The organism is Amycolatopsis albidoflavus, assembly GCF_039525725.1.
Taxonomy (GTDB): Bacteria; Actinomycetota; Actinomycetes; order Mycobacteriales; family Pseudonocardiaceae; genus Amycolatopsis; species Amycolatopsis albidoflava.
In genome coordinates this window covers 663,209-679,520 of sequence record NZ_BAAAHV010000012.1, presented here as the reverse complement: position 1 = coordinate 679,520, position 16,312 = coordinate 663,209, and the positions used below count along the sequence as shown (strand labels likewise).

Here is a 16,312-nt window from a genome sequence, read left to right as displayed (position 1 = left end):
GCGCGGGGACGGCCTGGATCTACTGGCGAGGAGAAGGTTGTCGGCCGACGTGTGCGATGAGTGAGGCGGTATGGCGATCGGTGACTCCGCTGACCCCGGCCCGGCCGTCGAACCGGTCGCGATCGTCGGGATGGCCTGCCGGGTGCCGGGCGCGGCCGACGTCCGCCAGTTCTGGCGCAACCTGACCGCCGGCGTCGAATCGGTCCGGCGGTTCACCCGAGCCGAGCAGCTCGCCGCCGGCGTGCCGGCCGAGGAACTGGACGACCCCGCGTTCGTCCCGGCCGCGCCGGTCCTGGACGACATGGCGGGCTTCGACGCCGCGTTCTTCGGCATGACCCCGCGCGAGGCCGAACTGGCCGACCCGCAGCAACGGCTGTTCCTCGAGCTGTGCCACACCGCGCTGGAGGACGCGGGCCATCCGCCGGGCCGGGTCCGCGGCGAGGTCGGGGTCTACGGCGGCACCGGCGTGGACGACTACCTCTGGCGCAACATCCGCGGCAACCGGCGGATCTGGGAGTCGGCCGGCCGCGGCCTGACGATGGTCGGCAACTCCCCGGACTACCTCGCGACCTTCACCTCGTACAAGCTCGACCTGCGCGGGCCGAGCCTGACCGTGCAGACCGCGTGCTCGACGTCCCTGGTCGCGGTGCACCTCGCGTGCGAGGCCCTGCGGTCCGGCGAATGCGACCTGGCGGTGGCGGGCGGCACCAACATCGAACTGCCGCACCACCGCGGCTACCTTCCGCGCGTCGGCGGTGTCGATTCGAGCGACGGCCATTGCGCGCCGTTCAGCGAGCAGGCGTCGGGGACGGTCTGGGGCAGCGGCGGCGGGACCGTCGTGCTCAAACGGTTGTCGGAGGCGGTCGAGGACGGCGACCACGTCCACGCGGTGATCCTCGGCAACGCGGTCAACAACGACGGTTCGGAAAAGGTGTCCTTCACCGCTCCCGGGCCGAAGGGCCAGACCGCGGTGATCGCGCAGGCGCTGAGCGTGGCCGGCGTGACCCCGGCGGAGATCGGTTACGTGGAGGCGCACGGCACCGGCACCCGGCTCGGCGACCCGATCGAAATCGCCGCGCTGACCGAGGTTTTCGGCCGCGAGCCGCGCGCCGGGCAGCGGTGCGCGATCGGCTCGGCCAAGTCCAACATCGGCCACCTCAGCCAAGGGGCCGGGGTCGTGGGCCTGATCAAAGCTGCGCTGATGGTGTCGAACGGGCTGATGCCGCCTTCGCTGAACGTCACCGCGCCGCATCCGGACATCGATTTCGCGAACTCGCCGTTCACTGTCAACACAGTCGCGCGGGTTTGGGAGGCGACGGGGCCGCGCCGGGCGGGGGTGAGTTCGTTCGGCTTCGGCGGTACGAACGCGCATCTGGTGGTCGGACAACCGCCCGAGCTGCCGGTGGCCGAGGCGGGGGAAGTCGCGCTGATTCCGTTGTCCGCCAAGACCGAGAGCGCCCTGCAGGCGGCGGCGACGCGACTGGCCGAGCACGTCGCCGAATCTCCGGAATCGAGTCTCACCGACATCGCCCACACGTTGCGCACCGGGCGCGACGAGCATCCGCACCGCGCCGCAGTGGTCGCGCGGACTCGCGAAGACCTTGCCCGCGCGCTGGCTCGGCCGACCGCAGCGGTCGCCGATCCCGCCACGAAGGTCGCGTTCCTGTTCTCCGGCCAAGGCAGCCAGTACCCGGGCATGGGCGAGGAACTGCACCGCGCCGAACCGGTCTTCCGGTCCGCACTGGACGAATGTCTTGAGCTGGCGCGGGACGAACTCGGTGGCGACCTGCGTGAGCTGCTCGCGGCGCACCCGGAGGAAACCCAGTTCGCGCAGCCCGCGCTGTTCGCCGTCGGCTACGCCTTGAGCCGGCTGTGGCGGTCGTGGGGCGTCGAGCCCGAGGCGATGATCGGCCATTCCGTCGGCGAGTACGTGGCGGCTGCCGAAGCCGGAGTGTTCACCGTCTCCGAGGCGGTCCGGTTGGTGTGCGCGCGAGGGCGGCTGATGCAGCAGGCACCGCCGGGAGCCATGTTGGCCGTCTCGATGGACGAGGACCGGCTCCGCGAATGGCTGCCCGCTGACCTGGCGCTCGCCGCGGTCAACGGTTCGGGGGCTTGCGTGGTCGCCGGGCCGGCGGAAGCGGTCGAAGAGTTCGCCGCGAAACTGTCGGCGGAGAAGATCCAGAACCGCGGTCTGCGTACCTCGCACGCCTTCCACTCTCCGCTGATGGACGGGGTTCTCGCGGACTTCCGTGCCGAGGTCTCGGCGGTGTCGCCGCGCCGCCCGAGCCGGCCCTACCTCTCGACCCGCACCGGGGACTGGATCACCCCGGAACAGGCCACCGATCCCGAACACTGGGTCCGGCAGCTGCGCGACACCGTCCGCTTCGGCGACTGCGTGCAGCGGCTGCTCGCGGACGGTTCCTGGGCGTTGGTGGAATGCGGTCCCGGGCGGCAGCTCGCCGGGCTGGCGCGGATCCGGCCCCGGGGCGCGGCACGGTCGAAAGGCCCACTGGCCCTGCCGAGCCTGCCGACGCCCGGCGATTCTCGCGGCGACGTCGAGACTCTGTACGCCGCGGCTGGTCGCTTGTGGACGGTCGGCGTCCCGGTGCGCACCGACCGCATCGGTGCTCCCGGGCGTCGCGTGCCCTTGCCCACCTATCCGTTCGAGCGCACGCACTACTTCGTCGAGCCCGATCCGCCGGGCGCGCGGCAACCCGTCGCCCCGGCAGACCACAGCCGGGTGTCCGTGCCGACCTGGCGGCAGACCGCGCCGCTGGCAGCGACCGGAGAGCCGGCAAGCTGGCTGGTTTTCAGCGACGGCCCGCGCGGCACCGACCTGGTCGCGGCGCTCCGGCGCAGTGGTGCCGACGTTGTCGTCGCCGGAGAGGAGCCGGGGAACCCCTACTGCGTCCGCGCCACCGAACCGGACGATTACGCGCGCCTGTTCGCCGACCTTGCCGCGCGCGGCGGGATGCCGACGCGGATCGCGCACGCCTGGCTGCTCGACACCGAGGAGGACGATCCTCTTCGCGCCCAGGACCGCGGGCTGTTCAGTCTCATCGCCTGTGCGCGGGCGCTCGCCGCGACCCCGCGGGCCCAATCGGGGGAGAGCGGCGCGATCGGGCTGGACGTGCTCACCCGGGGCGCGCGCGATGTCACCGGTGCCGACCTCGTCAATCCGGCCAGCGCGACGGTGACCGCGTTCGCTGAGGTCGCTCCGATCGAACTGCCCGTCTTGCGCGTCCGCCACCTCGATCTCGGGCCGGACGATCGTCCCGCCGGTGCCCTCTTGGCGGAACTGCGCGCTGCGCCGGGCGATCCGGTCGTGGCTCTGCGAGGCGGACGCCGGTGGGTCCCCGAGCACCAGCCCGTTCCTGAACTGTCCGAAGCGGACCCGGCGACGCTCCGGCAGCACGGTGTGTACCTGATCACCGGGGGTACCGGAGGGATCGGGATCACCGTCGCCGAGCACCTCGCGCGGCGGGTCGCGGCACGGCTCGTCCTCACCAGCCGCCACGGCCTCCCGCCGGAACACGAGTGGGACGCGCTGGGCGAGACCGATCGCATCGGCCGGGCGGTCGCGGCAATCCGTCGGATGCGGGCGGCCGGGGCGGAAGTCGAGGTCGTCGCGGCGGACGTCAGCGACGCCGAAGACGTGGCCCGCGTGCGGAAAGTCGTCCTGGGACGGTTCGGCCGCCTCGACGGCATCGTGCACGCGGCAGGCGTCGCCGGCGGGCAGATGATCGAGGCGTGGGACCGCGCCGAGGCCGAACGCGTGCTCGGCCCGAAGCTGCTCGGCACCAGATTCCTCGCTGCCGCGTTCGGCGATCTCTCCCCGGATTTCCTCGTGCTCTGCTCCTCGACTTCGGCCCTGGCCGGAGCCCCGGGACAGGTCGACTACAGCGCGGCGAACGCCTATCTGGACGCGTGCGCGGGCGCCGCGGGCGGGTGGCCGACGCGGCGGCTGTCGGTCAACTGGGGGCGGTGGCTGGAGGTCGGCATGGCCGTCGAGACCGCGGTGCCCCGGGAATGGCAGCGCGTGTTCGACCAGCCCGGCGAGGCCTGGGACCACCCGATCCTGACCCATCGCGACGGCAACGGCGGATACAGCGGGACTGTTTCCCCGGCAACGCATTGGGTGCTTGACGAGCACCGTCACCAAGGCCGCGCTCTGATGCCGGGAGCGGCGCACGTCGAGCTGATCCGGGCGGCGTTCGAGGACCAGGTGCCGCGATCCTCGCCGCGCCACCGGATCGAACTCGGCGATCTCGTGTTCGTTCGCCCGCTGGTGCTCGCCGACGATGAGAGCGCCCGCCTCCGGGTCGCCGTGCGCGCCGGCGCGGGGGAGTGCCGGGTCGAAGTCGCCAGCGAGGCGGGGGTGCATGCCGAGGCGCGGGCACGGTGGACCGATCCTGGCCCTGAGCCGGTCGATCTGCGCGCGATTCGGGCTGGCCACAGCGGACGCCGTCAGGACTACGACGGCGAACAGCTCGCGCAGGCGGGCGGTTTCGCGCTGGGCGGGAGGTGGCGCAGCCTGCGGCACACGACCGACGCCGCCGACGGCATGAGCAGGCTGGCCTGGTTCGAACTCCCCGGCTCGGTACAGGAGGAGGCCCAGCGGCTGCCACTCCACCCGGCGGTGCTCGACGAGGTCACCTCGGTGGCCAGCGACGGACAGGGCAAGTATCTGCCGCTGAGCTACGGACGGCTGGTCGTGCACCGGCCGTTCCCCGCGCGGCTGTGGGCCTGGGCGCGCTACCAGGGGGCCAGAGACGGCGAGGTCATCACCGCTGATCTGTCCGTTGTGGACGAACGCGGGGAACCGGTGCTGACGGTCACCGATTTCGTCATGCGCCGCACCGACGTCGCCGCGCTCAGCAGCAAACCCGCCGCGCCGGGCGGCGAGGGACTGCGTCCGGCGGAGGCCGCGGCTCTCCTCGACCGGCTCCTCGGCGCTGACCTCGGACCCCGGGCGATCGTCTCCGCGGTGCCGCTGGCCAGGATCCGCCAGCGCGCCGAGGCGGTCATGGCGACCGGCTCCGACGCCGCGCCCGCGGACGACCTGGAGACCGCCATCGCCCGCGTGTGGGCCGACGTGCTCGGGATCGCCGAGGTCGGCGTGGACGAGGATTTCGCGGAGCTCGGCGGGAATTCGCTGACCGCGGTCCAGCTGATCTCCCAGGTGCGCAGCGCGGTCGGTGTCCGGGTGCCGATGCAGGTGCTGTTCGAAGCGCCGACCGTCGCGGCGATGGCGGGCGTGGTCGCGCGGATGCGGGGCGACGCCAGTGGCTGACGCGCACCTCGTCGAGGTTCCCGGCGGCGACTGGAAGGTCTGGCGCGCGGCCCTGCTCCGCACCACCGGTTTTCCCGCCGACGGACTCGCGGCCTTCACCTGCTCCGAAGCCGCGGCCGTCGTCGACGCGCATCTCGACGGTGCCGTTGACCAGCGCGAGGCCGAGCAGGCGTTCGCCGAGGCTGCCGCGCAGGGGAGCCGCGCGCTGTCGAAGATCGCGGCGGACCCGTTGTTCCGCGAGGCCCTGGTCTGGCAGAACGCGCGGGTGCTGCGGGTGGCCGATTCGGTCGCCGCGGAGACCGAGCCCGCGCGGCTGAACCGGCGTCGCCGCCGGGACGAGGACCTGCTCGCCCGCTACTGGCAGCGCTATTGCGCCAAGACCGAGACGATCGGCTTCTTCGGCCCCGTCAGCTGGACCGGGATCACCGCCCGGCCGGACGTCGTCACCGCCGAGATCGGCCCGAGCCTGGTCCGCGCCCGTGCGACCCATCTCGAGTACTGGGTGCTCGACGCCTACGCCCGGCACCTGGCCGAGGACCGCGAGACCCGGTCCTGGCTCCCGGTTCGCCTGCCGCCGCACCTCGCGCTCGACGGAACCCGGCTGCTGCACCCCACCGAGCCCGCCCGGACCCTCACGCCGCAGCAAGCGCGACTGCTCGCCTGCTGCGACGGCCGTCCGGCCCGCGAAGTCCTGGCCGCGCTCGACGGAGCACTCGCGGCGCGGGCGGACCTGGAGCGGATGCTCGCCGACCTGCACGACCGTTCGCTGGTGTCGTGGGGCATCGATCTGCCGCTGAACTACACCGCCCAATCCGCGCTGCACCAAGGAATCCAGGCGATCGGCGACGAGCGGATCAGGCACGACGCGCTTGCCGGACTCGACCGTCTCGACCGGGCACGCGCGCGAGTGGCCGAAGCAGCGGGCGACGCCGACGCGTTGCTGATCGCCCTCGCGGACCTGGACGCCGAGGTCACCGCCGTGACCGGCAGCGCGCCGAGGCAGCGTGCCGGTGAGATGTACGCGGGCCGGACTCCGTGCTACGAGGACACGATCCGGGACCTGGACCTCAGTTTCGGCACCGGGCTGCTGGACGGAATCGGGCCCGCGCTCACCCGGATGGCCCACCTCGCGCGCTGGCTCACCGCGGAACTCGCCGCCGCTGTCCACAATGGACTGAAGCAGCTGCACGCCGATCTGGCTGAGGACAGCGGCGGCCGGGACGTCCCGTTCGGGCAGCTGTGGTACCTCGCCCGAGGCGTCCTCTTCGGCCAGGAGGACGGTCCGGTCGCCGCCGTGCTGGCAGAGTTCTCCCGGCGGTGGGCGGCGTTGTTCGCGCTCGACACCCAGTCTGAGGACATCCGGTGCGACAGCGCGAGCCTCGACGTCGAGACGCTGTTCCCCGCCGACCGGCCCGGCTGGCCCGGGGCGAGGTTGCACAGCCCGGATCTCCAGCTGTGCGCGGAGGATCTGGCCGCCTTGCGCCGTGGGGACTTCTTCGCCGTTCTCGGCGAGCTGCACGTTTCGTGGCCGACGTTCGACTCCGGGGTCACCGTCCGCGTCCACCCCGATCCGGAGCGACTGCGCGCCGACCTGCGCGACGACATCGGTTCCGGCCGGATGCTGCCGTTGTTCCCGTCCACTTGGCCACGCGTGACCGCGCGGGTGAACCGCTGCCTGGAGAACGACGGCGACCGCCAGTTCGGCTTCGTCGACGCACCGGGTGCTGATCCCGGCCGGCTGGTGCGAATCGCCGCGTTGGCCGTCACCGAACACGACGGCGAACTCCTCGTGCACGGGCCCGGGTTCCGCCGTCCCGTGCTCGACTTGTTCTCCGAACTGCTGATGATGCGGGCGGTCGACGCGTTCCGCTCGGCCGCCGCACGGCCGTACACGCCGCGGATCACCGTGGACCGGCTGGTGGTGTGCCGGGAGAGCTGGCGGACGACCGTCGGCGAGACCGGGCTGTCCGAGGTCGAGGGGCATTGCCCGCGGTATCTGGCGGTGCGGCGCTGGCGGCGTGAGCTCGGCCTGCCGGAACGGGTTTTCGCCAAGTTCGCGACGGAGGGCAAACCGCTCTACGTCGACTTCACCAGTCCGGTCTACGTCGCGGGATTCTGCTCCGCGCTGCGGGCCGCCGCCCGTGCCGGAGAGGACAGCGCGCTGACGCTCACCGAGTTGCTGCCGGGTCCGGAGCACGCGTGGGTGCCCGATGCCGAAGGGCGGACGTACTTGTCGGAGCTTCGTGTCCAGTTGCGGGATCCGGAGGCGGCCGAATGATCCTTCTGCCACAACGGGTCCTAGTCCACGCGCAGCAGCGGCCCGACGCGATCGCCGTCCGCCAATGGGACCGGCGCCTGACCTACGCCGAGTTAGCCACCGCAGCCACCAGCCTCGCCGCGACTCTGCGCGCCCACGGTGTCGGCCCGGAGACCCCGGTCGGCCTTTGCCGGCGCCGCTCGCCGGAGATGATCGTCGGCCTTCTCGGGATCATGCTGGCGGGCGGGGTGTACCTGCCGCTGGAGCTGTCCCACCCTCGCCACCGCCGCGACGCCATCCTCGCCGATGCCCGGCCGAAGCTGGTCCTCGTCGACGACGACGGCGAGAAAGCCTTGGCGCACCACAGTATTCCGCGCCTCCGCCAGGGAACCGCAGAGGACGCCCTGCCGGTCGAGATCGCGGCGGACAATCTCGCGTTCCTGATGTACACCTCCGGCTCCACCGGCGAACCGAAGGGCGTCGCGCTCGGGCACGGCGGTCTGATCGCACACCTGGAAGCCGCCGCCGAGTGGGTCGGCCTCGACGGGGACGCCCGCGTCTTGGCCTTCGCGTCCTGCGGGTTCGACCTCTCGCTGCACGAGATCGGGGTCGCGCTCGCGTTCGGCGCTGAAGTAGCGCTGATTTCCGAGGCCGACCGTCTCGACCCGGTTCGCCTGCACGAGTTCCTGCGCGCCCACGAGGTGTCGTATGCGAACCTGCCGGTTTCGGTGCTGCCGCTGGTCGAACCGCACGGACTGCCCGCGTTGACGGTGCTCGGGACGGGTTCCGAGGCGCCGGGACCGGAGCAGGTCGCGCGGTGGACCGCGCCGGGCCGCCGGTTCCTCAACAGCTACGGGCCGACCGAGACGACCGTCATGGTGTCCTCTTTCGATGCTCGCGGCGAGTGGACGCGGCCGATTCCGATCGGCCGTGCGCTGGGGGAGCACGGGCTGCACGTGGTCGACGAGAAGCTGTGCCCGGTACCCGCTGGTGTCCCCGGCGAGCTGCTGATCAGCGGGGTAGGCCTCGCGCGCGGCTACCTCGGGCGGCCCGGGCTGACCGCGGAACGGTTCATCGCGGATCCGTTCGGCAGCGGCGGGCGGGCATATCGCACCGGCGATCTCGTGCGCCGCACCGCGGACGGATACCTGGAGTTCCTCGGCCGGCTGGACCGTCAGGTCAAGATCCGTGGCCAGCGCGTGGAACTCGGCGAGATCGAGACCGCGCTGCGGGCGCATCCGAAGGTCCGGCACGCCGTCGCGGACGCGGTTTCCGGCACGGTCGTCGCGTTCTGTGTACCGGAGACCGCGGACCCGTCGGCGTTGCGGGAGTACTGCGCGGCCCGGCTGCCCGCCGCGACGGTCCCGGCGCGGGTGTTCTGCTTGCCTGAGCTGCCCTTGCTGACCTCGCACAAGGTCGATCTGAACCGGCTTCGGGAGCTGGTGGAGAGCACCCCCGAGCCAGCCGGAGCCCCGGACGAGCCGCTGCCCGCGGTGGTGGCCCGCGTCTGGCACGGGCTGCTCGGCGAAGGGGAGGATTTCTTCGCCAGCGGCGGACATTCCCTCACCGCGATGACCATGGCCGCCGCCCTGCGCGCCGAACTCGGCCGGGACATCGGGGTCGGCGACATCTACCAAAGCCGCACCCTCGCCGGGCTCACCGCCCGCGTCGCACAGGCTGCGCGCACCGACGAGATCGAGCTGACCACCGGACATCCGCCAGAGCTCTCGCCGGGACAGCGACGGCTGTGGTTCCTCGACCAGCTGGCCCCCGGCTCCGCCGCGTACAACACGCCGATGGCGCGCAGACTGCGCGGACCGGTCGACCCGGCGAGGCTCCAGGCCGCGCTGACCGCCGTCCTCGCCCGGCACGAGGTGCTGCGGTGGCGATTCCCGGCCGACGGCGGCACACCCCGAGCGGTGGCCGACCCGCCGTCCGTACTCCCGCTGCCGGTCCTGGACACGTCCGCCGACCAGCTCCAAACGGCGCTGGACGCCGAAGCCACCGCGCCGTTCGACCTGGCGAGCGGGCCGCTGGTGCGGGCGAAGCTGCTGCGGCTCGCCCCGGACGACCACGTTCTCGCGATCACTTTCCACCACGCGGTGTTCGACGGCTGGTCGCTCCTGCCGTTCTGTCGCGACCTGTCCGCTGCTTACACCGGCGAACTGCCGCCGCTGCCGGTCAGCTACGCCGACTACCCGGCCTGGCGGAGCGAACGCGACCGGCGTCGTTCCGCCGAGGACCTGCAGTGGTGGCGCGACCGTCTCTCGGACGCGCCGACCGTCCTCGACCTTCCTCGCGACCACCCCCGGCCACCAGCGCAAACGCACCGCGGAGCCCTCGTCAAAGGCCAGCTCAGCCACGACGTCGCCACCGCGGTCGAGGCACTTGCGTCCACAGTGGACACAACATCCTCGGTGGTGTTGTTCGCGGCCTTCGCCGAGCTCCTGCACCGCGTCACCGGCCGCGACGACCTGGTGGTCGGCACCCCGGTCGCCGACCGCGGCCACGTCGCCTTCCACGACTTGGTCGGCTTCTTCGTCGAGATCGCCCCGTTGCGATGCCGCGCCGACGACACGCGGAGCTTCGCCGACACGGTTCGCGGCGCGGCCGCCGAGTTCGTGGCCGCCCTCGCCCACCCCGCCGCACCGCTGGAACGCATCGTCGCCGAACTTCGCGTGCCCCGCGAATCCACTCGCGGTCCGCTGGTGCAGGTGTTGTTCAACGTCTACGGGTTCGCGCCCGGCGAGGTCGTCCTGCCCGGCGTCGCGACGGAAACCCTGCCCGCCGGACAGCCCGGCTCCGCGTTCGACCTGACCGTCTATGTGGAGCGCCACGAGGACGGCTTCGGCGTCGAAATCCTCTATGACCGCGCGCTGTACGAGCCCGACCGGATCGACCGGCTGCTCGCCGCGTACCTCGAATGGATCACCGCATTGGCGACGACCGGCGAGAAACCCGCGCTGGATCCCTCGCTCAGCCAGGGAATCCGCGAGGTCCTGGCGGACGAGGAGCCAGCGGCGGAGCACGGCACTTGGTCCGACACCGAACGGGAGCTGGTCCGGCTGTGGACCGAGGTCCTGGACGGGCGCGCGGCCGGGGTCGCCGACAACTTCTTCGACCTCGGCGGGACCTCGTTCGCCCTGACGGTCCTGCACGGCCGGATCGAGCGGCAGTGGGGCAGCCGCGCCCGGCTGGTCGACCTGTTCCGCTATCCCACCGTGCGCGCGTTCGCGGCGTTCCTGGACGGCCAGGCCGCGGACACGGCACTCGAAGCGGCCGACCGGCGGGCCCGCGCCCGCCGGAACCGAGCACAGACACGAGGAGGGCGGTCATGGGCCTCCCGGTAACGCTCGTCTTCCCGCCCGCGGCGGATCCGTCGCTGCCGCACGGCGCGCTGCCGCTGCTCGGCGCGGTGCTCCGGCGCGGCGGGCACGACGAGGTCGAACTCCGCGACCTCAACCTGGAGGCCTTCGACCACCTGCTGCGGCCGGAACCGCTCGCGGAGGCGGCGGACGGCGGGGCCGCCGAAGTCGTCGCGAACATCGCCGAGTCCCGGCGGATCCTGCGGGATCCGGCCGACTTCTACGATCCGGCGAAACTGCTCTACGCCAAGCGGATTTTCCATCTCGCCGGCGACCTGATCACCGCGGGACAGCCGGAGTCGCGGTTCGGCAAGTACTCCTATTCGCAGGCGGCCTACGACAGCTATGAGGAGGTCGCGCACGCGGTCGACACCGAGACCGGGCCGCTCGCGGGCTACTTCCGCGACGTCGCCGTGCCGTCGCTGCTGGCGCGGAAACCGCGGCTGATCGGCCTTTCAGTGCCGTATTTCTCGCAGCTGATCCCGGCGTTCCTGCTCGCCGAGGAGATCCGCCGGCAGGACCCGAGCGTGCACGTCACCGCGGGCGGGCCGGTGATCACGTGGGGACGCGAAGTGCTCACCGCCGACGCCCGGTTCGGCCGCTGGCTCGACTCGTTCCTGGTCGGCGAGGCCGACGAGACTCTGCTGCACTTCGCGGATTCCCTTGCCGGAGAACGGGACCCGGCCTCGGTGCGCAACATCGTCCGCTACGCCGGCGGCGCGGTCCGCGAGCAGCTCGACCCCGCCTACCAGCTCAACCTGGACTGGCTGCCCGCCCCGGATTTCACGATGCTGCCGCTGAACGACTACTTCGCGCCCAAGCGGGTCATCTGCATGATGCCCACGCGCGGCTGCTACTTCAACCGGTGCGCGTTCTGCAACTACGCCTTCATCAAGATCGCGCCCTACCGGATGCGTTCGCCGAAACTGATCGCCGAGGACGTGGCGTCTGTCGTCGCGTCGACCGGCGAGGACGTGTTCTCCTTCGAGGCGGACGTGATGCTGCCCGCTCACCTGCGGTCGCTGTCGGAGGCGTTGCTGGAACGGCAGACCGACATCAGCTGGCACGGCGTCGCCCGCTTCGAGAAGGGCTTCACCCCGGAAGTGTTCGCGACCATGCGCGAAGCCGGGTGCGTGCGGCTCTACATGGGACTGGAGAGCGCCAACGAACGCGTGCTCAAGGCAATGGACAAGGGCACGACCCCGCAGCGGATGGCCGGTATCCTCGAGATGTGCCACACCGCGGGGATCTCCGTCGAAGCCGGGGTGTTCAGCGACTTCCCGTCGGAGACGGCGGCCGAGGCGGAGGACACCTACCGGTTCGTCCGCGACCACCGGCACGTGATCGGCCGCGCCGACGCGGGCACGTTCCGGCTGCTCAAGGGCGCGCCGATCGCCGACGAGCCCGAGGTGTACGGGATCACCGTCAAGGACGACCCGGCGCGCCGCTGGTACCACCTCGACTACGAGGAGGACACCGGCGTCTCGACCGGGCTGGCCGAGCGGATCCAGCGGCTCTATCCGGAGGTCGCGCTGATCGACGTGCCGGAGGACATCCTCTACACCGCCCGGTTCGGCCCCAACGCCTTCCGGAAGTTCTTCGACGGCGGCGGCGAAGCGGCCGATCCGCTCCCCGCCGAGGCGAAACTGTCGCTGGCCGACGGTGTCGTGCTGCACCGCGTGGTGGTCGCGAACTCCGGTGCGGTCCACTTCGACGACTCCGAGTCCTCTCACGCGGGCTTCGAAAAGTCTCACCTGGCGATCACGATCGCCCTCGACCGCAACCACTCGCGCGTGCTCCCCTTGGGAGACAACGAGGAGAAGGTCTTGCGCCGGTTAGCCGAGGGTGACGCGCGTGCCGGCGAACTGCCGTCCACTGTGGACGCCCTGGTCGCGAAGGGGCTGGTGACGGTTCCGGACGGCGCCGGTGGCTGACCCGGACACCCGCGGGCCCGGCCCCTATCTGTGGTGGCTGGTGCGGTGCCAACCGGGCCGGGTGCTGTCCGGCGGGCTGGTGAGCGCGGCGTGGATGGGCTGCCTGATGCTGCCGCCGTACTTCCTGTCGCGCGCCGTCGACGAGGGACTGCGCGGCGGGAGCACGGCGGCGCTGCTGGGCTGGGCCGCCGCGATCGTGGGCATCGGCGCGGTCAACGCCACGCTGGAGACGGTGCGGCACCGCACCATGACGCAGGTCCGGATGGATGCTTCCTTCCGCACCGTGCGGGCCTTGACGCGCCAGGCCGTCGAGGTCGGCGCGACCCTGCCGCGGAAGGTTTCGGCGGGCGAGGTCGTCAGCATCTCCGCGACGGACGTCATGCGGATCAGCTGGGCTTTGACGGTCACCGGCCCCGGTTTCGGCGGCGTCGTGGCGTTCGCGGTGGTCGCGGTGCTGCTGTTCTCGGTGTCGCCGACGCTGGCGCTCGTGGTCCTGCTCGGGGTGCCGCTGCTCGTCGTGCTCACCGGACCGCTGCTGAGGCGGCTCCAGCACGTGGAGACCGAGTACCGGCGGCAGGAGGCGGCGCTGACGACCCGGGCCGCCGATATCGCCGGAGGACTGCGAATCCTGTGCGGAATCGGCGGAAAGGACCGGTTCGCGCGCGGTTACCGCGGTGCGTCGCAGGCGCTGCGCGCGGAGGGAAACCGGATCGGCGCGGTGATCAGCTGGATCCAGGCGCTCGGCGTCGGGCTGCCCGCGCTGTTCCTGGGCGCGGTCACGTGGATCGCGGCGCGGATGACCGCGGCGGGGGAGATCACGCTCGGCGAGCTGGTCGCTGTGTACGGGTATGTGGCCGTGCTGGTGGTGCCGGTGTCGTACTTCATCGAGGGCGCGGGGGACATCAGTCTTGGTCTGGTGGCCGCGCGGCGGGTGGTGCGAATCCTGTTGCTGCGCCCCGAGGTCACCTCGCGCCCCGGTGCGCTTTCGGGCCCGCCGGGGCAGGCACCGATGACAGATCGCGCCTCTGGGCTGGAGGTGCGCGCGGGGGAGTTCCTGGTGCTCGCGCCTTCGACGACGGCCGAGGCCGCCGCGGTCCTGGAACGGCTCGCCCGGCTCACGGACTCGGACGTCCGATGGGGCGAGGTTCCCCTCAGCGCGGTCTCGCTGGCCGAGGTCCGGCGCCGGGTCGTGCTGAGCGACGTCGACGGGTACCTGTTCGCCGGGCCGCTGCGCGAAACCCTTGCCGCGCAACGGGATGACGCCGCGATCACGGCGGCTTTGGAGGTCGCGGCGGCGGAAGACGTGCTGGCGGCACTGCCTTCCGGCCTTTCATCCACAGTGGACGCAAAGGGCTGGAGCCTGTCCGGCGGCCAACGGCAACGGCTGCGGCTGGCGCGTGCCGTGCTCGCGGATCCGGACGTCCTGCTGCTGGTCGATCCCGCGGCGGCGGTGGACGCGCATACCGAATCGCTGATCGCGGACCGGCTCCGGGCGGCGCGGCAGGGGCGGACCACGGTGGTGGTGACCACGTCGCCGCTGTTGCTGGCAAAGGCGGACCGGGTCGCTTTCTTGAGCGACGGGCGGGTTGTCGCTGCGGGTTCTCATGCGGATTTGCTTGCCCGGGTCGCTGACTACCAGGCGCTGGTCGCTCGCGGAGGTGAGGTGTGAGCGGTGTGTCGCTGCCGGTCGCGGACAGCCGCGCAGTGCGCCACGAGGCCCTGCGGCTCCTCCGCGCCGACCCGCGCGCCGTCACCGTGATCGTCGTCCTGAACTGTGCGGCGGCCGCGCTCGGCCTCGCCGCCCCGTGGCTGGTCGGCGAGATCGTCAACCGGGTCACCGCGGGCGCGGAAGTGTCCACTGTGGACTTACTGGCCGTCGCGATCGTCGCCTTCGCGGTGGCGCAGATGCTGGTCACCCGGTTCGCGCGGTACGCGGCGTTCCGGTTCGGGGAACGGTCGCTGGCCAGCCTGCGGGAGCGATTCGTGGACGACACGCTGGCGCTGCCGGTGTCCGTGGTGGAACGCGCGGGCGTCGGAGATCTGATCACGCGAGGGTCCAGCGACGTCGCGCAGGTCGGCGGCACTCTGCGCGACACGGTCCCGGACCTGTTCGTTTCGGTGGTGCAAGCGGTGTTCATCCTCGGCGCCGTTTTCGCGCTGCATCCGCTGCTCGGCCTGTGCGCGCTCGCGGGGATTCCGCTGATGTGGTGCGTGACCCGGTGGTATCTCAACCGGTCCCGGGCCGCGTACCTCGCCGAGGGGGAAGCGAATTCCGCGCTCGCCGACGCCATGGCCGCGACCGCGGAAGGAGCCCGGGCCGTCGAGGTGTTCGGCTTGCAGCAGCAGCGGATCGACGCCGCGGAACGCGCGATCTCCGCATCGTATGCCGCCCGGATGCGGACGTTGTCGCTGCGGACAGTGTTCATCCCCGGAACGGTTTTCGCACACTCGATCCCGGTCGCGGCGATCCTCGTCGGGGGCGGCACCGCACACCGGGCCGGGCTCGTCAGCCTGGGCGCGGTGATCGCGGCCGGGCTGTACCTGTGGCAGCTCGTGGATCCGCTCGACCACGTCCTGTTCTGGCTGGAACAACTGCAAAGCAGCGGTGCCTCCCTCGCCAGGATCAAGGGCGTCGCCGAAGCCGCGGCCGATGACGAGCCGGCCGGGGCCGTGCCCGTCGACGACCGGATCGAGGTCAAGGCCCTGCGCTACGCCTACCACGGCGCCGCCGACGTCCTCCACGACCTGGACCTGACCGTGCGCCCCGGCGAACGGCTGGCGATCGTCGGCCCGTCCGGCGCGGGCAAGTCCACGCTCGCCCGGTTGCTGGCCGGAATGGACACCCCGCGAACGGGCAGCATCACCCTCGGCGGCGTCGACGTGCACCGGCTCGCCCCCGGCCGGGCGCTGCTGGTCACGCAGGAGCACCACGTTTTCGTCGGAACCCTCCGGGACAACCTGGCGATGGCGGCCCCCGAAGCCCCCGACGCCCGGCTCGCCTCGGCACTGGACGCCGTCGGCTGGACCCGCCCCCTCCCGGACGACCTGGACACCGAACTCGGCGACCCGGCCCGCGGCGACCCTTCGCTCGATGCCGCCCAGGCACAACAGATCGCGCTAGCCCGGGTCCTGCTGGCCGACCCGCGGACGGTCATCCTCGACGAGACCACCGCGATGCTCGACCCGAACGCGGCGCGCCGGATCGAACGAGCCCTGGCCGCGGTCCTGGAGGGCCGGACGGTCATCGCGATCGCGCACCGCCTGCACACTGCGTACGACGCGGACCGGGTTGCCGTGCTGGAGCATGGCAGGCTCACTGAACTCGGCAGTCATGACGAGCTTCTTGCCGCGAAGGGGACTTATGCGGCGTTGTGGGGGTCGTGGCACGGCTGAACGCTGCGGGTAGACGGCTTGGGAGCGGTTGGTGGGGAAGGTCCACAAAGGACACCGAGGTTCGTGGGTT

At 71.9% G+C, this 16,312-nt stretch carries 6 protein-coding genes; all 6 read left to right on the top strand.

What is annotated here, in order from left to right; translation table 11 throughout:
- The first annotated feature begins 70 nt into the window (after positions 1 to 70).
- The 6 genes from ABD156_RS21435 to ABD156_RS21410 are packed head-to-tail and all read left to right on the top strand — an operon-like array spanning position 71 to position 16,242.
- Positions 71 to 5,293: a type I polyketide synthase gene (locus ABD156_RS21435; RefSeq protein ID WP_344276280.1), complete on the top strand. Its 5,223-nt coding sequence runs from the start codon at positions 71 to 73 to the stop codon at positions 5,291 to 5,293.
- The gene (locus ABD156_RS21430; protein ID WP_344276277.1) at positions 5,286 to 7,571 is read left to right on the top strand and encodes a lantibiotic dehydratase; all 2,286 of its coding nucleotides are present in this window, start codon (positions 5,286 to 5,288) and stop codon (positions 7,569 to 7,571) included. The genes ABD156_RS21435 and ABD156_RS21430 overlap by 8 nt, the downstream gene beginning before the upstream one ends.
- On the top strand, positions 7,568 to 10,900 hold the full coding sequence (locus ABD156_RS21425) for an amino acid adenylation domain-containing protein (RefSeq protein ID WP_344276274.1): 3,333 nt from the start codon (positions 7,568 to 7,570) through the stop codon (positions 10,898 to 10,900). Before ABD156_RS21430 ends, ABD156_RS21425 begins: the two co-directional genes overlap by 4 nt.
- Positions 10,885 to 12,849, top strand: a complete 1,965-nt coding sequence (locus ABD156_RS21420) for a B12-binding domain-containing radical SAM protein (protein WP_344276271.1) — start codon at positions 10,885 to 10,887, stop codon at positions 12,847 to 12,849. The genes ABD156_RS21425 and ABD156_RS21420 overlap by 16 nt, the downstream gene beginning before the upstream one ends.
- Positions 12,842 to 14,518 carry an ABC transporter transmembrane domain-containing protein gene (locus ABD156_RS21415; protein WP_344276268.1) on the top strand — a complete coding sequence of 559 codons (1,677 nt, stop codon included), beginning with the start codon at positions 12,842 to 12,844 and terminating at the stop codon, positions 14,516 to 14,518. Before ABD156_RS21420 ends, ABD156_RS21415 begins: the two co-directional genes overlap by 8 nt.
- Entirely contained in the window at positions 14,515 to 16,242 is a 1,728-nt protein-coding gene (locus ABD156_RS21410) for an ABC transporter ATP-binding protein (protein ID WP_344276265.1), read from the top strand. The genes ABD156_RS21415 and ABD156_RS21410 overlap by 4 nt, the downstream gene beginning before the upstream one ends.
- Positions 16,243 to 16,312: the final 70 nt, after the last annotated feature.